This window comes from Thalassorhabdomicrobium marinisediminis (assembly GCF_003072065.1).
Classification (GTDB): domain Bacteria; phylum Pseudomonadota; class Alphaproteobacteria; order Rhodobacterales; family Rhodobacteraceae; genus Octadecabacter; species Octadecabacter marinisediminis.
In genome coordinates this window covers 294259-315411 of the sequence record NZ_QCYG01000005.1, presented here as the reverse complement: position 1 = coordinate 315411, position 21153 = coordinate 294259, and the positions used below count along the sequence as shown (strand labels likewise).

The window sequence follows — 21153 nt, the reverse complement described above, 5'->3', positions numbered from 1 at the left end:
AGGAAGGGGTGGGGCAACTGGAAGCGAAGCTCGAAGAACTTATGAGCGACTTCACCGCGATCCGCACGTCAATGGAAAGTCACGCGAAATCTCTGGAAGCGCTGGTTCCCCGAGCAGACGCGATGGGCGCGTTGCAGAAGACGCAGCTGCAAATCATGGGAGCCTTGGAGAACCTCGCTTCAGCCATCAGCTCGATCCAGGAGCAATTGGGGCTGCCGGCCTTCGACGATGCGACGTGATCCGGTTGGTAAAGCGTGGCAACCTGGGCTTGAAGGCTGTCTACATCTCAAAAAGCAGTGGATCATTGGTTTTGGAAAGCGCTCGCGGCCAAGTCGCAATCGGACGCGATGGTCGTTTTCACATTCTTTGTGACGGCAGTCATGAAGCAGCGGATATCATTGCAGCAGATGTGGCATCCGCCGTGGGAGTCGGCTTGATAGACGTTGAACCTGATGTCATCGAGGACGCGTTTGATCTGGATTGCTGATCATACCAACGTGTTGGCAGCACATACTGCGCAAAGATCTTTGCTCTGTCACTTCTTAACTCCCATGGGAAACGGATTGCAAATTTCCAATGGTCAGCATTGAGGGGTTCGCGTTGGTTCCGCATGTTGCCTTTCGGCGTGCTACGGCTCATTTTTCCCAGTGCGGAATCCAGTCTCCCTCGAGGCGAAGTGACACTCCGGCGGCGTCTTCTTCCAATTTGACAACGTGCAGTTCGCCCTTGTCGCCGCCGTAGGTCGCGCGTGCCTTTTCAAACTGTTCGCTGACCAGACGTGTCGCCGGAGCCGCTGTGCCTGCATCGTCACAGGCTTCGACGATCAGCCCCATGTCTTTCTTGCAAAGATCCAAGGTGAACGATGGGTCGTAATGGCCGGCGAACACGGACGGCGCGTCATGGTGCATGCACCAGCTTTCGCTCGCACCGATCTTGAGCGCGGGCCACGCGCGCGACAGATCGACGCCAGATTTCACGGCCATCACCAGCGCTTCGCCCATCGCGGTCGCGTGGATTGCCCAAAGCTGGTTGCTTGCAAGTTTGGTGATCGACCCACAGCCGTTTCCGCCCATGTAGTAGGTTGGGCCCATGAGTTCTGTAACCGGTCTGATCCGCTCGACCACATCCTCGTCGCCGCCGGCAAACTGCGGCATGTTGCCGGTGCGCGCGCCGTCCACGGCTCCCGATACCGGGGCATCCACGGCGTGGGCGCCAAGGGCTTCGATTTCTGCCGCAAGTGCTTTCGCGAGGGCCGGTTGATTGGTGGTCATGTCGACCCAGATTTGCCCTTCGGACATGCACGACAATAGCCCGTTCTCGCCCCTCACAATCTGCTTGATTTGGTCGGGGCCGAAAACCATTGTGAATACAATGTCAGCGTCTTTGGCCGCGTCTGCGGGCGTATCCGCCCAACGGGCACCACGCGCCAAGTGCAATGACCCCCGATCGGGATCAAGGTCGCAGACGGTCAAATCGTGCCCACCCGCGATCAGGTTCAAGGCGGCGGGGCCACCCATCGTACCCAAGCCAATAAATCCGATGCGCATTTGACTTTGCCGCTCCCGTGTCTGAACTCTGTGCTGATTTCGCGGGCCAGGCCGCTGCTCATTGCTCTCGGATATTGTAGCGGGTTGCAACCCCATTCGAGGGGGGGTCGAACCCATTGATTTCGGGTCAAGCGCGCGATCAAGGCCTCAATAAAATCGGGATGAACATGCTTGTTTTCTTCGGGATGAGCGATGCGCTCATACGTGAACTGATTGCCCATGCTCGCGAACTGGAACGTCCACAAACCCACAAGAACATCGAACGTCACCGTCCAACATCCCCCATCTGTCGTGGCACATTCCATGGGGATTTATTTCGGGTCTTGCAATCGTTTCTGCACAATCAAAAGCTGATGAACCGCGTGATTTTAAGGGGCTGTTAACCGCGCCTAAGTTGCCCTAAGGATTCGTGCGAAGCTCAAATCTTTCGTAGAGGTCGGAACCATGACTTATTTTTCTGATGCGTTTTCAATGAGTAATACTCCAGAAATAGCCATTCGACGCGATCTGCATCGGTATCCCGAAACTGCGTTTCTGGAGTATCGCACAGCGTCCCGGGTCGCGGAGACGTTGGACGGCCTGGGGTATGAGGTCCGCACGGGAGAGGCTGTCATGAACCCCGCCTCGGTGAGTAATCCGCCGTCGGAAGAGGCTGCTGCAGAAGCCGTGAAACGTGCCCTTTCTACAGGTGGCATCGCACATTGGATTGAACAGATGCACGGCGGACTGACGGCAGTTGTTGCCGAAAAACGGTTCGGGGACGGGCCGGTCCTGGCTTTCCGGTTCGATATGGATGCGTTGACCCTTGTGGAAACCGAAGCGACGGATCACGGGCCGAACCAGCATGGCTGCGCCTCCACCGACCCCGAGAGAATGCACGGTTGCGGCCATGACGGCCACGTCGCGATCGGTCTGACGCTGGCGCGCACCCTGGCCGAAATGCAGGGGTTGGGCGGCACGGTGCGGTTCATTTTCCAACCCGCTGAAGAGGGCGGTCGCGGTGCGGTTCCCATCATCGATGCCGGTGTGCTGGATGATGTGGATTTCCTGTTCGTGGCGCATCTGGGCTGTTTTCTGGGTTCGGGGAAGGTGGCCCCGGACGCTTCGGGTTTCCTGCATTCAACCAAGTTCGAGGTGACTTTTGAGGGGCAAGCCTCCCACGCGGCGATGGCCCCGCAAGAGGGGCGCAATGCGCTGATGGCCGGCGCGACGGCGCTGCTGAACCTGCAAGGGATTTCGCGCATCGCAGGCGAGGACTCCTTTGTGAACGTCGGCAAGATGAGCGGCGGCACCACCTTCAACATCATCGCCGATCACTGCGAGATGGCGGTGGAGGTGCGGGCCGAGACCACCGCCGGTCACGCCTACATGCTGGAGCGGGCCGAGGCGATCATTGCAGGGGCGGCGCAATTGCACGCTGCCAGCCATGAGATGCGAATCGTTTCGCAGCTCAACGGCAACTGGAATCACCCGGATGCACTGGCGATCATCGACCGCGCGGCCCGCAGCCTGTCCGATTTGGAGGTGGTCAAGAGCTGGCCCATTGGCGGCGGCGACGATGCTTCGAAGATGATCGCGCGGGTAAACGAGCGTGGCGGGGTTGCCGCATATTTCCTAATCGGATCAGATATTACCGCGCCGCATCACGCGGAAAATTTCGATTTCGACGAGGCTTCTCTTGTGTCGGGGCGGCGGGTGTTCGAGGCCATCGCTCAGGAAATTCTGGGAAAAGCGTTAACAAGGTCTTGATCGTGGCACTTTTTTCCGCCTAAGGTTAAACGATTAAGCAAGCCGCTCGCCAAAGGACCGCGATGAAACCCAAACTCAGCGATATTGCGCGCAACCTGTCCGTGTCCTCGGCCACGGTCTCGCTCGCGCTGTCGGGTAAGGGGCGCGTGTCGCGGGACATGGTGGAACGGGTCGAAGCCGAGGCGCGGCGGATTGGTTATGCGCCCAATCAGATGGGTAAGGCCTTGCGCACCGGGCGCAGCACGATCATCGGACTGGTGCTCCCCGACGTCGGGAACCCGCTGTTCCCGCGCATGGCCCGTTCAATCGTGCAGGCGGCGGAGGATCAGGGCTACGGCGTTTTGATCGCCGACAGCCATTCCGGCGCGCAAACCCAAGACCGCGCGGTACAGCGGTTGGTGGATTTCGGCTCGGACGGGATTCTGGTGATCCCGCGCAAGGGCACCCGGATTGGCAGCAGCGATATTCCCACGGCGGTCATCGACGCGCCGACATCGCCGCTGAACATCGTGTCTGCCGACCACCATCAGGGTGGCGCGCTTGCAGTGCGCCACCTGCGCGAACAGGGGCACCAGAAGATCCTGTGTCTGGGTGGGTCGAGCGCCTCATTGGTGCAGCGCACCCGCGTAGAGGGCATGCAGAGCGCCGCCGACGGGGCAGAGGTCACCGTGCACTGGATGAACGAAAGCACGCCGGACATTCCGGCGCTGGTGAGGCAGGGCGTCACGGCGATTGCCACCACCTCGGATTTGATGGCGGTGCAGGTGTTGACCGAACTGGGCGCGGCGGGGCTACGGGTGCCGCAGGATGTCTCGCTTGTCGGCTTTGACGATTTGGATGTTGGCCAAATGATACGACCGAAACTGAGCACTGTCGGCACCTCGGAGACCGAGATTGGCCGCCGTGCGATTGCCGGCCTGATCGCGATGATCAACGGCGGGGAACGCCCCAAAGACGATGTCGTTCCGATGCACCTCGTGCAGCGAGAGACGGCAATAGAGATCAAACCAGGAGGAGACGAACAATGAAACTGAAGGCAATTCTTGGCGGCGCAGCCGCCACGGCGCTGGTCGCCAGTGGCGCTTTGGCGCAGGATCGGACCTTGACCATTTCGGTCTACGCCTTTGCGCAGGACGAGTTCAAGGAACTGGTCTACGACCCCTTTGAAGAGATTTGCAACTGCGAGCTGGTGGTCGAGACCGGCAACTCGGTCGAGCGCATGTCGAAGATTGAAGCCAACCGCGACAACCCGGTGATCGATATGGCGGTCATGTCGTTGCATGATGCCCTGTCGCTGTCGCGGGCCGATCTCTTGCAGCCGATCGAAACCTCGACGCTGAGCAACTACGATGATCTGTTCGAGGTCGCCAAGGACCCGCTCGGGAATGGCGAAGCCGTGGGCTACACGCTTTATGCGACCTCGGTGGTCTACCGGTCCGACAAGGTGACGATCGACAGCTGGGCCGACCTGTTCCAGAACGACTTGGCGGGCCGCGTCGCGCTGCCCGATATCACCACCAACCAAGGCGCGCGCGTGCTGTGGATGCTGGGCAAGGCCATGGGCGACGAAGATATGTCGCTGGCCGCGCCAATGGCGCAGGTGGGTGAGAAGGCCGATGATATCGCGACGTTCTATCAGCGGTCCTCGCAGCTGGCCCAACTTGTTCAGCAGGACGAAGTCTGGGCCGCCCCGGTGGGCCGTTTTGCCTGGAGCCGGTTCAAGGACAACGGGCTCGACATGGTCTGGGCCGAGCCTGCCGAAGGTCAGTTCGGCGATATGAACGTGATGGTCATGCCGGCGAATATTCCCGAAGAGAATGCTGAGCTGGCGCTTGAGTTCATGGACTTCTGGCTGTCGCCCGAGATCCAGTTGGCCTTGGCCGAGGCGCAGATCGACAGCCCGGTGAACTCCACAGTCGAAGTGTCGGACGAAGCCGCCGAAGGTCTGACCGTGGGCGCCGATCTGATCGAGAGCCTGCACTTCATGGAGCCCGCCGTCATTCTGGATAACCGCGACCAGTGGTTGAATGACTGGAACGACACCGTCATCAAGTAAGGCTGACCACGATGTTTGAAAACAGAACCACCGGTCTGTTGCTGGTCCTGCCCGCGGCGTTATTCGCCGCGGTGCTGTTCCTGGTGCCAGTCGGGATCCTGCTGTCAGAGGCCTTCCGTTCCGACGGGGGCAGCTTCAGCATTCAAGCCTATATCGACTTCTTTTCGTCGAGCCGGAACAACACCGTCTTCTGGCGGTCGTTGAAACTGGGGCTTTACGTGATGCTGACCTCTGCAGTGATCGGCTATGCCACTGCGTTCTGCATCGTGCAATTAAAACCAAAATCTCGGGGGCGGATCTTCGCGCTGATCATCCTGCCCCTGATGATTTCGCCGGTCGCGCGGACCTATGCGTGGCTGGTCATTCTGGGGCGCACCGGGCTGGTCAATCAGGTATTGATCGGGCTGGGCCTCACCGAAGACGGCCTGCGGATCCTGTTCACGGAAACGGCTGTGTTCATCGGGCTGCTGCAATTGTTCCTGCCGTTGATGATCATCTCGCTGATGTCGTCGATGGAGAACATGCCACGCGATGTCATCCCCGCCGCTCGGGTGCTGGGGGCAAGCTGGTTCAGCGTGTTCTTCCGCGTCATCCTGCCGCTGACCCGCGAAGGTCTGGTGGTCGGCGGGACGCTGGTCTTTGCCGGGTCGATGACCGCCTATATCACCCCTGCAATCTTGGGTGGATCGAAGGTGCTGATGCTGGAAACGCTGCTGTATCAGCGGGTGACCGTGGCCAATGACTACACCTCGGCCAGCGTGATCGCGATGATCCTTGTTATGATGAGCGTGGTAACGAACCTGCTCCTCAAGCGGCTGGCAAAGCCCAGAAACCGGAGGGTCTGAGATGAAAACGTCATCTTTCGCAAACTGGACGATCATCGGGCTGACGCTCACTTTTCTGATCGGTCCATTCATCGTCATCATCCTTGCGGCAATGACCGACGGCAACAACCTGGCCTTCCCGCCGGAGGGTCTGTCGCTGCGCTGGTTCGTCAAGGTCTTCACCATCGAGAGCTTCCGCGATTCCTTTGTGATTTCGATGGTGCTGGCTATCTTTGGCACGCTGGCGGCCTTGGTGATCGGAGTGCCCGCAGCCTATGCGATTTCGCGCTACAAGGTGCCGGGGGCAGGGGCCGTTCAGCTGATCGTGTCCTCGCCGCTCATCGTGCCGGGAATCATCGTGGGCTTGGCGCTGTTGCGATACCTCGTCATTCCGACCGGGTTCACGATTTTCGCGACACTGTTCCTGGCGCATACTGCGTTGATCCTGCCTTACGCGGTGCGGGTCGTGACATCATCGTTGCAGAACCTGCGCACGGATGTGGAAGAGGCAGCGCTGATCCTGGGCTGTTCGCGCCTTGGCTCGTTCTTCCGCGTGGTGTTCCCGAACATTCGCGGCGGCATCCTTGCGGCATTCATCCTTGGGTTTGTCACTTCATTCAATCAGGTGCCTGTGTCGCTGTTCCTGTCGGGACCCGGCGTGCGGACGCTGCCGATTGATATGCTTGCCTATATGGAAACCACTTATGACCCGTCGGTCGCGGCCTTGGCCTGCCTCCTGGCGTTCATGTCGGTCGGGATCGTGTTCCTTGCCGAAAGATTCTTGGGATTTTCGAAATATGTCTGACTATGTGAAACTCGATGATGTCACGCTCGCTTACGGTGACGTGGTGGCCGTGCCGAACCTCAGCTTTGAGATCGGCAAGGGGGAACTGATTGCCCTGCTGGGGCCTTCGGGCTGCGGCAAGACCACGACGATGCGGGCGATTGCGGGACTTATGGGGCTGGCCTCCGGGTCGATCCATATCGACGGGCGCGATGTGACCAATCTGCCGCCATCCAAACGCGAAGTCGGGCTGGTGTTCCAGTCCTACGCGTTGTTCCCGCATCTGTCGGTCTACGAGAACGTGGCCTTCGGGCTGAAGATGCGCGGCGAGAAGAACATCAAGCCGAAGGTTGAGGCGGCGATCGAGTCGGTCGGTCTGTCGCAATTCGCCAACCGGTTGACGCCGGACCTGTCGGGCGGTCAGCAGCAGCGGGTGTCGCTGGCACGCTCGCTGGTGGTGGAGCCGAAAGTGTTGTTGCTGGACGAGCCGCTGTCGAACCTTGACGCGCGGCTGCGGCTTGAGATGCAGATGGTGTTGAAAGACATCCAGAAGCGCACCGGCGTGACGATGATCTTCGTCACCCACGACCAGAGCGAAGCCCTCGCGCTGGCGGACCGGATCGTGCTGATGAAGGACGGCAAGATCGTCCAGTCGGGGCTGGCCGAAGATATGTATAATGCGCCGGAAACCCGTTTTGCGGCGGATTTCTTCGGCTTCGAGAACATACTGCCAGGTGAGGATGGCCGCGAACGTGCTTGGCGTCCGAATGCGATCCGCCTTGGTGAGGGGCCCTACGAGGGGCGCATCCGCGGCATGTCCTTCGGCGGCGATTACCGGACCTACGTGATCGAGACCGACAGGGGCCAGATCAAGGGCGCGGTCGCAGCGGATCTGCCAGCCTATGCCGAGGGCGAAACCGTGCGGTTCGATCTGCCGATGGCGCAGGCCGTGGCGCTGCAGGCCGGATAATGTCGGCCCTGTGGATTGATACCGACATGGGCAGCGATGACGTCTTTGCGATCATTGCGGCCCATGCCCATCGCCGGATCGACGGTGTCTCGCTGGTGTCGGGCAACGCGCCCTTGCCGCAGGTGGTGCGCAATGCCCACCGTTGCAGTGCGGCCTTCGGTTGGGAGTTTCCCTTTTACGCCGGGGCCGATCGTCCGATCCTAGGCCCGCTGGAAACGGCGGAGCGGATACTGGGGCCCGAGGGCCTGCCAGTGCGCGGCGAAGGGCCGTTGCTGCCGCAAGTTGCGGAGCCTGCCTTGCCGGCGTTCCTTGAGCCGTTGTGCGATTGGCTACAGCGTGACGACGGGCCGCGCCACATTCTGGCGTTGGGGCCGCTGACCAATCTGGCGCTGCTGGCGCTGGTGCGACCCGAGCTGATCGCGCGGATCGACCGACTGGTCTGGATGGGTGGGGCCGTCGGGCGCGGCAATCACACGCCCTCGGCCGAGTTCAACGCGTTTGCCGATCCCGAAGCGGTGCAGATTGTGCTGGACCGGGGGATGACGCCGGACGTGATCGATTTGGACGCCTGCCGCAAGGTGCTGATCGACGAGGATGACGTGACCGCGCAGGCGGAGAACACCTCGGCCCGCGGAGTCATCCTGACGCGGCTATTGGGCGGTTATCTCGACATCGCGCTGAGCCGGGGTCGCAAGGCGATGGGGCTTTATGATCCGGTGGCCGCTGCGGCGATGATCGCACCGGAGCATTTCACCTTTGCCCCTGCCGAAACACGGGTCGAATGCGCAGGCCCGGTGACGCGCGGCCGCACCGCGACCGATTTCATAAGCACCGCGCCCAACAGCCGCTATGCGGTTGATCTGGACGCCGAGGCCATCCGGACGCTGTGTCTGGGTGCGCTGACGACCATCTGACATGAAAGTTCGACGATGACGCTGAGTGATGCCTTTTTTCAGGCCCTTCCGAAGGTGGATATCCATTGCCACCTTTATGGCACGATCCGTGAAGAGACCCTGTGGGACATGGTGCAACAGGTGGGCGCGCCGATCAGCCGCGCCGATGTGGCGGGCTATTTCATTCGCGGCGAAAAACCCAAAGGGGTATTGCACGCCTTTCGCTTCATGGAAGAGCATGTGTTCACCAGACCCGAGTTCCTGCACCGGCTGACCTATGAGTGTCTTGAGGATATGGCGCGGGAGACCGTGCTGTATTGCGAACTGTTCTGGAATTCCACCGGGGTGCTGGCGCACCAGCCGCAGTTGAGCTTCGAGGTGTTGCAGGCAGCGATCACCGACGCGATGCAGCAGGCCGAACGCGATCTGGGAATCGTGGCCCGACTGGTCCATGCGATCGACCGACAAGCCACACCCGAGGATGCCGTGACGATGGTGCAAAACGCGCTGACGCACTGCGATGCGCGGGCGGTGGGGATCGGCGCGGACTACCTCGAGACCGGGCACCCGCCAGAGAAATTCTGGAAAGCCTACCGCATGGCACGGGCAGGCGGCCTCAAGACGACGATGCACGCGGGCGAATTCGGCTGCCACTGGCGCAACGTCGAGACGGCCTTCGACCTGCTCGAGGTCGACCGTCTGGATCACTGCTACACGATCATCGACAACCCGGACTTGCTGGCGCGGGTGGCGCAATCGGGGATCGTGGTGACGGTGGTGCCGACCAATTCCTATTACCTGCGCACGCTGGCGCCTTCGGACTGGGCGGAGAAACACCCGCTGCGCCGGATGCTGGCCTCAGAGCTGAAACTGCATCCGAACACGGACGATCCGACCTTTCACAACATCACACCCGCCGGGGTCTGGGCGATGATGCATCGCGACTTCGGTGTGCCCCTTGCGCAGATCGAGGCGATGACGTGGAACGGGCTTGAGAGCGCCTGGATCGAAGGGGAGGAGCGCGCCGCTCTGACCCGGATCTTTGAACGGGAATGGCAGACCGCGCTGACCCATGTCTGAGGCGCAGCGCGGCACACTGGCGCTGGTGATGGTCGCCGCGCTGGGTTCGATCATGGGCGTGTTTTCCAAAGCGCTGTCCCCCTCTCTTGAGGTCACGCAACAGGTGGCGCTGCGCTGTGCCTTGGGGGCGGCGGTGCTGCTGCCGCTGGCAATGCGCCCCGCGGCGCGGGCAAGGATCGCGTCGGTCAGCAGGGCGGACCTGAGCCGCATCGTGGTCTCGACGCTGTCGATCTATGTGATGGCGATCTCGCTCAATACATTTGCCTATGTGAACGGAAAATACGGCGCGGCGGCGACGGTGATGGCCTTGCCGTTCTCGGCCTTCCTCGGGTTCTTGCTGTATCGCGAACGCTTCTCGGGGCGGCAGATCGCCACCATCGTCATGGCCAGTCTCGGGGCGGTGATCGTCATCGGGGCGAGTTTCGCTGTGTCGTGGGGCGATGCGCTGGCGATGCTGGCGGCGCTGGGGTCGGCGTTCTTCATGAGCCTGGGGATCATGTCGCAACGGGGGCTGACCGCGGCGCTGAGCATTGCCGAGAAAACCTTTTTGATGTTGGCGATCGCGGCGCTGGTGCTGCTCGTGTTGAGTGCCGCTCTGATGGGGTTCGGGCAGGATGCGCCGCATCTGGATGGCCGGGTGCTGCTGATCGGGCTGATCGCCGGGGTGGCGAACGTCGGCTTTCTGTTCGGCACCAATTATGGGGTCAAACGGGTGCATGCGACCATCGTCAACAACGCGCTGGCCCTGCAGACAGTGTTCGCCGCCGTAGTGGCTTGGCTGGTCTATGACAGCCTGTTTACGCCAAACGAATATATCGGAGCAGCACTGATCGTGTTGTCTGTTCTCTTGCATCGCCGGACGGTTAATCCACCGCGTCCCTGAAGTCAGAACGGATCGATGCCGGAAGTAAGCTCGCTATGAGTTCTGCCGAATTTTGTTAACTTATCTTAAAGTGGTTGCGGGATTCGCGGTGCGCTTTCACCGCGTCCACAAAGCAGTAAACGCATTTGACGTCTTCGCGCGGCCGCAGACAGTGGATGACGCGAGAGCGCTTTAATGCAGCAGGTATTTCACCAACGCCAAAACGATACCGATTCCGCTGGTGAATGCGCCGTGAATAAGCCCGGGGAGGGCGCGTCGATAGATGACCCAGCCGATGCTGTAGCCGTAGACGGCCATAAGGCTGATCGCGGAGATCTGCGCAAGCGCTATGCCGGTGTCATAGGTGTAAATCCCCGTAGCAGCGGCAGCGATCAGCAGGGTGGGGATATTGGCGGCGATCAGCGTCGGATAGCTTTGGAGCCAGCCGTGGCGTATCTCGGCCCAGCCAAAGGACTTTCGTTGCTGGACCGCGTCCGATGAAATCTTGGCAAAGGATTCCGCCAATGCGATGGCAAAGATCGATCCGAACAGGACCACGGCGGTCTTAATCGGGTCGGTCTCGTCATGGCCCGTTGCCATCAGCAACGCCATGACGGTGATGGACCCTTATCGCTCCAGCGCTTCCAGCGGTTGTGGAGCGTCTTGTGCGGCCCATATTCCGCAGGCGCCACGCGCCAACGCAACCCATTGCGATTAATAAAAATAATGCCACTGAGCACGCGCTGATTATCGACTCGCGGCTTACCGTGGGACTTGGGGAAATAGGGCTCAAGACGCGCCATCTGCGCGTCACTCAACCAGAAAAGATCAGACATGTTCATCGCGCGTTCATCGAGCCGTGAATCATGGCATCAGCGGGAAATCAATGGGTTCTGAGCCTAAGTCAGCACCGCCAACTCAAATCAGATACAATGTCCTGAACAGACTCTGGCGATCCCAACACAATCAATTCTATGTGCCGGCGGGTCCTACTGAGAAGGTCGCTGCGCAGTCCGCATTAAAGGCGCTCTCAAGCACGTTGAATAAAGCTCTGATGCAACATCTGACCGGCTACAAGACCGTCGCGGGGGGGATTCACTACTCGTCGGGGGTCGCGTATGATCAACCTCATAAGCGCGCTCAGGATATCAGCGCGTGGCGACGCGACCATTCAGTCTGGCTGCACCGGACAGTTGCGGAGGGTGACGCGTCGCAAATTGTCCCGCGCGATCCGGTTGACCGTGCATTTCAGCTGATGGAAGCGTTGCCCCGCCCGGCCCGGATGGTCTGGACCTATGGGCAAGATCAAACTGGGCGGCACCATTTCGTTCTGTGCCTCCCGCCGAGTCCCGACATGTCGTTCCGGTGATGTCATTGCAGGACAGCCGTTTGGATACGGATCAGGACGGGTCAATCGGCGCTGAGATGGCGTAACGCTACATGGCCAATGCCAGCTTCGTCGCGCTTGCGGGTGCCTTGCGGCTCTTCACAGGAAAGCGCCTGGGTCGCACCGTCTTCACCGCATATGAAGCGGATGATCCATTATCGTTCGAGACGCTTGCGCCAGTGTCGCAGCTCCAGATCTCTGCGACGGGATGGGGCGTTCCGCCCAACCTGCTAAAGGCCCAACCGGTGCGCGGAATGGTGGGAGAAGCGGTCTCTGCGGCCAAATTCGCACGTGCGGAGGACGCGCACTGGACAGCACCGCCTTTGGGTGTGGTTGCATAGGGGCGATCGTCTTGCCGGCCCCAATGGGGCGGGGACAGGTAAGGAGAGTCGCGGTCGAAAGCCCGGGGAATTTCCAATTGGCCAAGGCCCTTTCGCACGCCCCCAGCCAAATCTTGACATGAACCTTGATTCATGTTTCAGATTCAGCATTCCAAGGGAGGAAAACCAGTGATGAACCGCACACTTATTGCCGCGTTGCTTGGCTCTGCCATGGCCGCGCCGCTAGCCGCAGAGATTCGCATCGGCCATGTTTACGGCCAGACCGGCGCGCTTGAAGCCTATGCCGCGCAAAGTCACACCGGCCTGATGCTCGGGCTGGAATATGCGACGAACGGAACCATGGAGATCGACGGGGAGCCGATCAAGGTTCTTGAATACGACACCCAACTTGATCCCGCCCGCGGGCGCGCGATGCTGGCCGAAGCCTATGGCGACGACGATGTGCATATCGCGGTGGGGCCGGTCTCTTCGGGGGTGGCGCTGGCGATGTTGCCCGTGGCCGAGGAATATGAACGTATCCTGATCGTCGAGCCTGCGGTGGCGGATTCGATCACCGGCGCGAACTGGAACCGCTATATCTTCCGCACCGGGCGCAACTCGTCCCAGGATGCGATTTCCAACGCCGTTGCGCTGGGGGAGGAGGGCGTGGCGATTGCCACCCTTGCGCAAGACTACGCCTTTGGCCGCGATGGTGTGACCGCCTTTGCCGAAGCGCTTGAGGGCACCGGCGCCGATCTTGTGCATCAGGAATTCGTGCCCACGGACACCACCGATTTCACCGCCGCCGCCGAGCGCATCTTCCAGGCGATGGGAGAGGTCGAGGCCGAGCGCAAGATGATCTTCGTGATCTGGGCGGGCGGGGGCAACCCGATGGGCGCGCTCAACGCCATGGACCCAAGCCGGTTCGGCGTCGAGATCGCCACCGGGGGCAACATTCTGCCCGCGCTGGTGGCCTACAAGGATCTGCCGGGGCTCGAGGGGGCGACCTATTACTACTACGACATCCCCCAGAACGAGGTGAACGACTGGCTGGTTGAGGCCCACTTCGACCGCTTCGACACGCCGCCGGACTTCTTCACCGCCGGCGGCATGGCCGCGGGCATTGCCGCTGTCGAGGCGATCCGCGCGGCCGGCACCCATGAGGATACCGAAGCCCTGATCGAGACCATGGAAGGCATGACATGGGAGACGCCGAAAGGCCCCATGACCTTCCGCCCCGAGGATCATCAGGCGATGCAGTCGATGTATCACTTCCGCATCGAAGCGCGCGATGACGTCGACTGGGGCGTTCCCGTGCTCGTGCGCGAGATCGGGGCTTCGGACATGGACGTGCCGGTCCGCAACTGATCCGACGCAGGGGCGGGCGCATGCGCTGTGCCCGCCCGCTTAATCATTCCGGGACCCGTTCCATGACCCAGACTTTGCTGGAGACCACCGACCTGACGGTGCGGTTTGGCGGCCACGTGGCAGTCGACCGCGTCACCTGCAGCTTTCGCGCGGGCGAGCTGACGGCGATTGTCGGGCCCAATGGCGCGGGCAAGACCACCTATTTCAACCTGATCTCCGGCCAGATTGGTGCCACCGCCGGTCGCGTGACCCTCAAGGGGCAGGACATCACCCGCTTGAGCGTGTCGCGCCGCTGCCGCCTTGGCCTTGGCCGTGCTTTCCAACTGACCAACCTGTTCCCCGAGTTGAGCGTGTTCGAGAACGTGCGCCTTGTGATGCAGACCCGTATGGGGCGGGGGCTGAACCTGTTGTCCACCGCTGAAAGCCACGCCGACGTGAGCCATGCCGCGCTGGCGGTGCTGGAGCGCGTGCGCCTCGACCGGTTGCGCGACCAGAAGGTGTCGGAACTCAGCCACGGCAACCAGCGCAAGCTTGAGGTGGCCATGCTGATCGCGCTGGAGCCGGACGTCTATATGTTCGACGAACCCACGGCGGGGATGAGCGTCGATGAAGCGCCCGTGGTGCTCGACCTGATTACCGAGCTGAAACAGGATCGCAGCCGCACCATCCTGCTGGTCGAGCACAAAATGGACGTGATCCGCACGCTCGCCGACCGGATCATCGTGCTGCATAACGGCGCGCTGGTGGCGGACGGCCCCCCCGCAGAGGTCATGGCCTCGGACGTGGTGCAAGAGGCTTACATGGGCAAGGAGATCGAGGATGTCTGAGCCGATCCTGTCCCTTGAGGCGGTGGAAACCGACATCGCCCAGTATCACATCCTGAAAGGGGTGAGCCTGAGCGTCCCGCGCGGGCAGGTGACCATGCTGCTGGGGCGCAACGGCGTGGGCAAGACGACCACCATGCGCACGATCATGGGACTGCTGCGCAACAAAGCGGGGCAAATCCGCTTCGACGGGGCCGAGATCAGCGGCGAGCTTGCGTCGTCCCGCTGTCGCGCGGGCATCGGTTTCGTGCCCGAGGATATGGGCATTTTCAGCGCGCTGACCGTGGAAGAGAACATGATCCTTGCCGCCGTCTCGGGCGCGCCGGACCGCGCGCGGCTGGATTGGCTGTTCACCGTTTTCCCGCCGCTCAAAACCTTCTGGAAGGCCCCTGCGGGGACCTTGTCGGGCGGGCAGAAACAGATGCTGTCCATCGCCCGCGCCATGATCGAAGACCGAAAGCTTTACCTGATCGACGAGCCGACCAAGGGTCTGGCCCCCGCGATCGTCTCGACCATGGTCGGGGCCCTGCGCGAGCTGAAGCGACAGGGCGCGTCGATCCTCATGGTGGAACAGAATTTCGCCGTGGCACGCGCGCTGGGCGATCATTGCGTCGTGATGGACGACGGCCGCGCGACCTGGAGCGGTGCGATGGCGGATCTGGCCACCGATCACGCGTTGCAGGAACGGCTGATGGGCCTGAGCATGGAGGCTGGATAACGCATGAGCGCCGCACCCGACCACACCCCGACATTCGCCAAGCATTCGATCACCGACCGGATCGGACAGGCCGCGCCCTATCTTCTGGTGCCGGTGCTGATCCTTGCCGGGTTCATCGCCATCGGTGCGCCCACAAGCTGGCTGACGCTGACCGTCTCGGGCCTTGCCATGGGGATGATGATCTTCATCATGGCCTCGGGTCTGACGCTGGTGTTCGGGTTGATGGATATCATCAACTTCGGCCACGGGGCCTTCATTTCGCTGGGCGCCTTCGTCGGGGTCAGCGTGTTGTTCGGGCTGGGGGGCTGGACCGATGCGGCGTCCCTGCCGCTCAACATCGCGGCGATCCTGCTGGCGATCCTCGCGGCGATGCTGCTGACGGGCGCGCTGGCCTGGGCGTTCGAGCGGGTGATCGTGCGGCCGGTCTATGGCTCGCACCTCAAGCAGATCCTGATCACCGTGGGCGCGCTTATCGTCATAGAAGAGGCGATCCACGTGATCTGGGGCGGAGAGGAGACCTTCCTCAACCGGCCCAATGCCCTGCGCGGGGCGGTGACCTTTGCCGGTGCCGCGCTTGAGAAATACCGCATCCTTGCGGTGGTCGTTGGGCTGGCGATCTTCTTTGGGCTGCGGCTGGTGCTGCAACGCACCAAGATCGGGCTGATTGTGCGGGCGGGGGTTGAGAACCCAGACATGGTCGAGGCGCTGGGCTACCGGTTGCGGCTGGTCTTCGTCGGCGTGTTCATCGCAGGGTCCGCCTTGGCGGGACTCGGCGGGGTGATGTGGGCGCTGTATGAGCAGGTCATCACCGCCGGCATGGGCGAGAACATGATGGTGTTGATCTTCATCGTTGTCATCATCGGCGGCCTCGGCTCGGTCGAGGGGGCCTTTGTCGGCGCGCTTCTGGTGGGGCTGTTGCAGAACTACGTCGCCTTCCTTGAGCCGAAGCTCGCGCTGGTGTCGAACATCGGCCTGATGACCGTGATCCTGCTTTGGCGACCGCAGGGCATGATGACCGTGGCGAAAGGGTCCTGAGATGGTGCGTTTTCTGTTGTCCGGCGATGCCCCCCGCTCGCGCATTCTTGCGGTGCTTCTGGCGCTTGTGCTTGTGGGGCTGGCCTTTGCGCCCTTCATCTTCCCCGGCGTGCGGGCGCTGCACACGGCGGCGACGATTTGCATCTTCATTCTGCTCGTGGCGTCCTACGATCTGCTGTTGGGCTACACCGGCATCGTCAGCTTCGCGCATACGATGTTCTTCGGGCTGGGGGCCTATGGCGTGGCACTTGCCTCGGTCCACATGGGCCGCGGCTGGGACGCGCTGGCGGTGGGCACGCTGGCCGGGGCGCTGGCTGCGACGGTGCTGGCTTGGCTCATCGGGTTGTTCTCACTGCGGGTGCGGGCGATCTTCTTTGCCATGATCACGCTGGCCGTGGCCTCGGCGGTGGCGGTGCTGGTCAGCCAGCTTTACCAGTTGACGGGGGGCGAGGATGGTCTGACCTACCAGATCCCCCGCGAGCTTACCCCCGCGTTCCGCTTTGGCGAGCTGTTCGGCGTCCGGCTGAACGGGCGGCTGTTGAACTACTACCTTGTGTTCTTCACCTGTCTGGCGCTGTTCCTGCTGCTGCTGCGCATCGTCAATTCGCCCTTTGGCCGGGTGCTGCAAGCCATCCGCGAGAATGATTTCCGCGCCGAAGCGATCGGCTACCGCGTGGTGGTTTACCGCACGGCGGCCACCTGCATGTCCGCCGCCATCGCCGCGCTGGCGGGAAGCCTTTACGCTATCTGGCTGCGCTACGTGGGGCCGGACACGACGCTGAGCTTCGAGATCATGATCGACGTGCTGCTCATGGTGGTGATCGGCGGCATGGGCACCATGTATGGCGCGGTGATCGGGGCCACGATTTTCGTGCTGGCGCAGAACTACCTGCAAAACCTCATGGGGTTGGCGGCCGAGGCCACGGCGGGCCTGCCGCTGATCCCCGACCTTGTGGACCCGAACCGATGGCTGATGTGGCTGGGCGTGCTCTTCGTGCTGAGCGTCTATTTCTTCCCGACGGGCATTGTCGGCCGGTTGAGGGCAGGGCGCTGACCGGCCCGCAGCCGGTCCTGTTGCTGCATGGCTGGACCATGCAGGGTGCGATCTTCGACGATGTGATCGCGCGGCTGGGGCCCGGGTTCGACTGTTTTGCGCCCGACCTGCCCGGCCACGGGGCGGCGCGCGGCCAGCCCGCGACGCTGGACGCCTGTGCGCAGGCCGTCGCGGCGCATCTCGCACGGTGGCCCGGACAGCGGCCCCTTGTCCTCGGCTGGTCCATGGGCGCGACGGTCGCCTGGCGCTACATCGCGCAGCAGGGCAGCGACGCCATCGGCGGTTTGATGACCGTCGACATGAGCCCGCGCATGCGCCCCGCGCCCGACTGGCCCTTCGGGCTGAAGGATCAAACCGATGACAGCATCGCCGAGACCACAGCCCGGTTCGAGCGTGACTGGCCCGGCGCGACCTATGGCATCGCCGCCACCATGTTCGCCACCGCCGAAGCCGCACCCGGCCTGTCGCGGAATCAGACGCGGGACAGGATCCTGTTACAGGACCCGGACCGGATGCGCCCGCTCTGGCGGGACATGGTGGCCAGCGACGAACGCGCCACGATCCCGCGCATCGGTTGTCCCTATCTGGTAAGCTGCGGCGCGCAAAGCCGCGTCTATCCCACCGCTGCGACCGATTGGATCGTTGAACAGGCGCCACAGGCGCGGCGGCACGTTTTCGAGGATGCCGGCCATTCGCCCCATCTGGAGACGCCCGAAGCCTTCGTCGCCGTCGTGCGCGATTTCGCCCGGGGCTTGCGTCGCTAGGCGCCCACGTCCTTCGCCTTGACCAACGCGCGCCCGTCGCACAGCACGGTGCCATCGGGTGCCACGCAGGTGGCCCAGAGATCGACAAGATCTTTGTCCGCGCGGATCCGCGTCACTTCGACCGTGGCAGTCAGGAACACATCAAGCGGGGCGGGGGCTTTGAAATTCAGGTCCTGCTTGAGGTAGTTGGTCCCCGAGCCGGGCAGCTCCACCCCGAGCAGATAGGAAAACAGCGCGGCAATCAGCGGCTCCGGCACGTGCGTGGGCGCATCGACCCCCGACAGGGCCGCGAAATCGGCCAGATCGGCGGCGCCGAAGCTGCGGGTGATCCGGGCGGTCTGTCCGATCTGCATCACGCGACCTCCGTTTGGGCGACAAGCACTTCGGTCCCGTCCGCCGCGCGGCTGGCGCGCAAGCTCAGGGTGCCGGGCAGGGTGCCGGTGATGCTGAGATCGACCGCCTCGCCAGCGAAACAGGGGGCCGGAAACATCATCGTCTGCTGGGTCTGCCGCGCCTGCGGATGGTGCCGCCGCAACAGACCCCACAGCTTGGCATAGATCAGCATGCCGTGGCTGACCGTGCGGCCAAAGGCCGTGCGGCTGGCAAAATCGTGGTCCACATGGATCGCGTTATCATCGCCCGAGACCATGGCGAAGGCGTCGAACTCTGCCTGTGTCGGCGTCCACTGGTCGGTCAGGTCAATCATCAAACATCGCTTTCAGGTCCGGTTTGCGTATCTTCCCGGCAGCGGTGCGGGGGAACTCCTCGACCAGCCGCACATGGGCGGGCACCTTGTAGGCCGCGAGCCGTTCGCGGCACCACGCCATGAGCGCCGCCGCATCAAGCGTTTCCCCGGGCCGCAGCAGGACAAAGGCCGCGCCGCATTCGCCCCATTTCTCGTCGGGCACGCCGATCACCGCGACCTCAAGGATGGCGGGATGGCTGCACAGCACGCGCTCTACCTCGGCCGGATAGACGTTCTCGCCGCCCGAGATATACATGTCCTTGATGCGGTCGATAATGTAGTAATAGCCGTCGGCGTCGCGGCGTGCGACATCGCCGGTGACCAGCCAGCCGTCTTTGGTGAAGGCGGCAGCGGTCTCTTCGGGATTGTCATAATACCCCGGCGTGATGTTCGGTCCGCGCATGTGCAACTCGCCCTCACCGGGGGTGCCAGCCGCGACGCCCGCCAACCGCACCTCGGTCAGGACCTGCGCCTTCCCGACCGAGCCGATCTTCGCGCTGGCGTGGGCAGGGTCCATCAGGAACACCGTCGGCCCGGTCTCGGTCATGCCCATCCCGTTGAGGACATCGACCCCGCGCACGGCGAAAAACCGGATCAGTGGCTCCGCCAGCGGCGCGCCGCCGCAGCCACAACGGACACCGGACCAGTCGGTCGCGTCGATCCCGTCCAGTATCGAAAACGCCTGATAGATCGCCGGCACGCCGAAGAACTGCGTCACCGCGCCCTTGCGGATCAGATCCAGCAAGGTGGCCGGTTCGAATTTCGGCAGGATGGTCGATGTGCCGCCGTTGAGGAACAGCGGCAAGGTATAAAGGTTGATCCCCGCCGTGTGGAACAGCGGCAGGAAATTCACGCTGCGGTCCGCGCCGGTCATGCCCGTCGCCTGCCCGATGTTGACCGCATTGGCCCAGGCCATGCGCGCGGTCTGGATCACCGCTTTGGGGCGTCCGGTCGTCCCGGACGAGAACAGCAAATACCACGGCCGCGTTGCGGGCACGGCATCGTGCAGGGGCGGACCGCCTTGGGTGATCCAGCCGGCGACAACGGTTTCGATCGCCAACGCCGCGCCACCCACAGCGCGCGCAACCTCGGCGGCGGTGTCCGCGTGACCCGCGTCGTACAGGATCGCCTTGGGGGTCAGCGGCGCAAGCGTGTCAATCAGTTCCGGCGCCGGTTGCCGCCAGTTCAGCGGACACAGCAACACGCCGGTTTTCTGGCAGGCAAAAAGCGTGAGGAAAAACTCGACGCGGTTCAGGCATAGGATGGCAAGCCGGTCGCCTTCGGTCAGGCCGCACTCGGTCAGCCCCCGCGCGATGCCGTCAGCGGCAGCGTTGACCTCGGCAAAGCTCCAGTCGCGCCCGCTGGCATGGTCGTGAAAGGCCAGCGCGTCGGGCGCGATGTCCGCGCGGCGCATGGCCATGTCGGGGACGCGATCAAACATTGGTAATTTCTTGCGCGTGCCCGAGGACGGCGGCCATACGCGCGCGGGTGTCGGGGCATGGCACGAAGCGGTGGCACAGGCTCAGCCGGTAAATCCCGTCAGCGCCGAGGGAGGCATCGACAAGACCTCTCACGGTGCGAGACCCTTGCAGATCAGGCGGTGCGCCTCATCCACCACGTGGCCGATGTCCGGCGCGTCTTCCCACAAAACGTAGCGGTCGCCCAAGGCCTTGGCCATGCCCATCAGCGCCCATGCCCGCACCTCGGCATCGCCGGGCGAGACCTCGCCGCGGCCTTCCGCCTCACGCAGGCCGGTGCTGTAGGCTTCGGCGAAGCCGGTGAAATAGTCGCGGTAGGCGTCGGGGTCGACGAAGCGGGCCTCTTCCACGATCCGGTAGAGGGCGGGTCGGTCGGTGACGAAGCGCAAGAACGCCTCAAGCCCCGCGCGCTCGGCCGCCAGCCGGTCCGGCGCTTTCGCAATCGCCCCGGCGACCTGCGCCCGGGTGGTGCGCCCCATTTCAAGGACGAGTTCGTGAAACACCTCCTCTTTGCTGGAAAAGTAGATGTAGAACGTCCCAAGCGCCGTATGGGCCGCGCGGGTGATGTCGGCAATCGAAGCGGCGGAAAACCCGTTGTCACCGATGACGGTTTCGGCGGCGGCGAGAATCTGCGCGCGCCGGGCTTGACCTCGTTTGGTCTTGGGGGGCTTGGGCTTGTCCATGGGAACATGAAT

General features: G+C 62.6%; 25 protein-coding genes and 1 pseudogene. 18 read left to right on the top strand and 8 right to left on the bottom strand.

Annotation, left to right across the window (positions count from 1 at the left end; genetic code table 11):
* Both DC363_RS16845 and DC363_RS16690 read left to right on the top strand, forming a co-directional pair.
* Positions 1-239: hypothetical protein (locus tag DC363_RS16845; protein ID WP_206749371.1), on the top strand; the 239-nt coding region annotated here is incomplete at its 5' end.
* Positions 236-487 (top strand): hypothetical protein, encoded by a 252-nt coding sequence (locus DC363_RS16690; RefSeq protein ID WP_146180778.1) that lies wholly within the window; start codon positions 236-238, stop codon positions 485-487. The genes DC363_RS16845 and DC363_RS16690, both read left to right, overlap by 4 nt.
* 148 nt (positions 488-635) lie before the next feature.
* Here DC363_RS16690 and DC363_RS09695 read toward each other — a convergent pair whose 3' ends face one another.
* Positions 636-1547, bottom strand: a complete 912-nt coding sequence (locus DC363_RS09695; RefSeq protein ID WP_158270863.1) for an NAD(P)-dependent oxidoreductase — start codon at positions 1545-1547, stop codon at positions 636-638.
* 471 nt (positions 1548-2018) lie between these two features.
* Here DC363_RS09695 and DC363_RS09690 point away from each other — a divergent pair, with 471 nt between their 5' ends.
* The 9 genes from DC363_RS09690 (at position 2019) to DC363_RS09650 (ending at position 10786) form a co-directional block, all read left to right on the top strand.
* Positions 2019-3296, top strand: coding sequence for an amidohydrolase (locus DC363_RS09690; protein WP_196778406.1), 1278 nt, complete (start codon positions 2019-2021; stop codon positions 3294-3296).
* A gap of 62 nt (positions 3297-3358) precedes the next feature.
* Entirely contained in the window at positions 3359-4324 is a 966-nt protein-coding gene (locus DC363_RS09685) for a LacI family DNA-binding transcriptional regulator (protein WP_108640942.1), read from the top strand.
* Positions 4321-5352, top strand: coding sequence for an ABC transporter substrate-binding protein (locus DC363_RS09680; RefSeq protein WP_196778405.1), 1032 nt, complete (start codon positions 4321-4323; stop codon positions 5350-5352). Before DC363_RS09685 ends, DC363_RS09680 begins: the two co-directional genes overlap by 4 nt.
* 11 nt (positions 5353-5363) lie before the next feature.
* A complete protein-coding gene (locus DC363_RS09675) occupies positions 5364-6197 on the top strand; it encodes an ABC transporter permease (protein WP_108640941.1) in 834 nt (277 codons plus the stop codon).
* Position 6198: 1 nt separating this feature from the next.
* Positions 6199-6981 (top strand): ABC transporter permease, encoded by a 783-nt coding sequence (locus DC363_RS09670; RefSeq protein WP_108640940.1) that lies wholly within the window; start codon positions 6199-6201, stop codon positions 6979-6981.
* Positions 6974-7930 carry an ABC transporter ATP-binding protein gene (locus DC363_RS09665; protein ID WP_108640939.1) on the top strand — a complete coding sequence of 319 codons (957 nt, stop codon included), beginning with the start codon at positions 6974-6976 and terminating at the stop codon, positions 7928-7930. Before DC363_RS09670 ends, DC363_RS09665 begins: the two co-directional genes overlap by 8 nt.
* Positions 7930-8844, top strand: a complete 915-nt coding sequence (locus tag DC363_RS09660; RefSeq protein WP_108640938.1) for a nucleoside hydrolase — start codon at positions 7930-7932, stop codon at positions 8842-8844. The genes DC363_RS09665 and DC363_RS09660 overlap by 1 nt, the downstream gene beginning before the upstream one ends.
* A gap of 15 nt (positions 8845-8859) precedes the next feature.
* Positions 8860-9903 carry an adenosine deaminase family protein gene (locus tag DC363_RS09655; protein ID WP_108640937.1) on the top strand — a complete coding sequence of 348 codons (1044 nt, stop codon included), beginning with the start codon at positions 8860-8862 and terminating at the stop codon, positions 9901-9903.
* Positions 9896-10786: a DMT family transporter gene (locus DC363_RS09650; protein WP_108640936.1), complete on the top strand. Its 891-nt coding sequence runs from the start codon at positions 9896-9898 to the stop codon at positions 10784-10786. The genes DC363_RS09655 and DC363_RS09650 overlap by 8 nt, the downstream gene beginning before the upstream one ends.
* Positions 10787-10957: 171 nt before the next feature.
* Here DC363_RS09650 and DC363_RS09645 read toward each other — a convergent pair whose 3' ends face one another.
* Both DC363_RS09645 and DC363_RS09640 read right to left on the bottom strand, forming a co-directional pair.
* Complete coding sequence (locus DC363_RS09645; RefSeq protein ID WP_108640935.1) at positions 10958-11377, bottom strand: hypothetical protein; 420 nt, start codon at positions 11375-11377, stop codon at positions 10958-10960.
* Positions 11378-11388: 11 nt separating this feature from the next.
* Positions 11389-11601: pseudogene (locus DC363_RS09640) on the bottom strand (transposase); the annotation flags it as partial.
* 604 nt (positions 11602-12205) lie between these two features.
* Here DC363_RS09640 and DC363_RS09630 point away from each other — a divergent pair.
* From DC363_RS09630 to DC363_RS09600, 7 genes are all read left to right on the top strand, one after another.
* Complete coding sequence (locus tag DC363_RS09630) at positions 12206-12493, top strand: hypothetical protein (protein WP_108640933.1); 288 nt, start codon at positions 12206-12208, stop codon at positions 12491-12493.
* 171 nt (positions 12494-12664) lie between these two features.
* A complete protein-coding gene (locus DC363_RS09625) occupies positions 12665-13840 on the top strand; it encodes a substrate-binding domain-containing protein (protein ID WP_108640932.1) in 1176 nt (391 codons plus the stop codon).
* 62 nt (positions 13841-13902) lie between these two features.
* Positions 13903-14667, top strand: coding sequence for an ABC transporter ATP-binding protein (locus DC363_RS09620; RefSeq protein ID WP_108640931.1), 765 nt, complete (start codon positions 13903-13905; stop codon positions 14665-14667).
* Positions 14660-15382 carry an ABC transporter ATP-binding protein gene (locus DC363_RS09615; RefSeq protein WP_108640930.1) on the top strand — a complete coding sequence of 241 codons (723 nt, stop codon included), beginning with the start codon at positions 14660-14662 and terminating at the stop codon, positions 15380-15382. The genes DC363_RS09620 and DC363_RS09615 overlap by 8 nt, the downstream gene beginning before the upstream one ends.
* A 3-nt stretch (positions 15383-15385) precedes the next feature.
* Positions 15386-16417, top strand: a complete 1032-nt coding sequence (locus tag DC363_RS09610) for a branched-chain amino acid ABC transporter permease (RefSeq protein WP_108640929.1) — start codon at positions 15386-15388, stop codon at positions 16415-16417.
* A 1-nt stretch (position 16418) separates the two neighbouring features.
* The gene (locus DC363_RS09605; RefSeq protein ID WP_108640928.1) at positions 16419-17471 is read left to right on the top strand and encodes a branched-chain amino acid ABC transporter permease; all 1053 of its coding nucleotides are present in this window, start codon (positions 16419-16421) and stop codon (positions 17469-17471) included.
* Positions 17384-18235 carry an alpha/beta fold hydrolase gene (locus tag DC363_RS09600; protein ID WP_108640927.1) on the top strand — a complete coding sequence of 284 codons (852 nt, stop codon included), beginning with the start codon at positions 17384-17386 and terminating at the stop codon, positions 18233-18235. Before DC363_RS09605 ends, DC363_RS09600 begins: the two co-directional genes overlap by 88 nt.
* Here the strand turns inward: DC363_RS09600 and DC363_RS09595 are convergent.
* From DC363_RS09595 to DC363_RS09580, 5 genes are read right to left on the bottom strand one after another with little or no spacing between them, the layout of a single operon-like run.
* Complete coding sequence (locus DC363_RS09595) at positions 18232-18588, bottom strand: hotdog family protein (protein ID WP_241962970.1); 357 nt, start codon at positions 18586-18588, stop codon at positions 18232-18234. The two genes, DC363_RS09600 and DC363_RS09595, sit on opposite strands and share 4 nt — an antisense overlap.
* Positions 18588-18941: a MaoC family dehydratase gene (locus DC363_RS09590; protein WP_108640925.1), complete on the bottom strand. Its 354-nt coding sequence runs from the start codon at positions 18939-18941 to the stop codon at positions 18588-18590. Before DC363_RS09590 ends, DC363_RS09595 begins: the two co-directional genes overlap by 1 nt.
* The gene (locus tag DC363_RS09585) at positions 18934-20421 is read right to left on the bottom strand and encodes an AMP-binding protein (RefSeq protein ID WP_108640924.1); all 1488 of its coding nucleotides are present in this window, start codon (positions 20419-20421) and stop codon (positions 18934-18936) included. Before DC363_RS09585 ends, DC363_RS09590 begins: the two co-directional genes overlap by 8 nt.
* Positions 20414-20554, bottom strand: coding sequence for a hypothetical protein (locus tag DC363_RS16840; RefSeq protein ID WP_158270861.1), 141 nt, complete (start codon positions 20552-20554; stop codon positions 20414-20416). The genes DC363_RS09585 and DC363_RS16840 overlap by 8 nt, the downstream gene beginning before the upstream one ends.
* A complete protein-coding gene (locus DC363_RS09580) occupies positions 20551-21141 on the bottom strand; it encodes a TetR/AcrR family transcriptional regulator (RefSeq protein WP_108640923.1) in 591 nt (196 codons plus the stop codon). The genes DC363_RS16840 and DC363_RS09580 overlap by 4 nt, the downstream gene beginning before the upstream one ends.
* Positions 21142-21153: the final 12 nt, after the last annotated feature.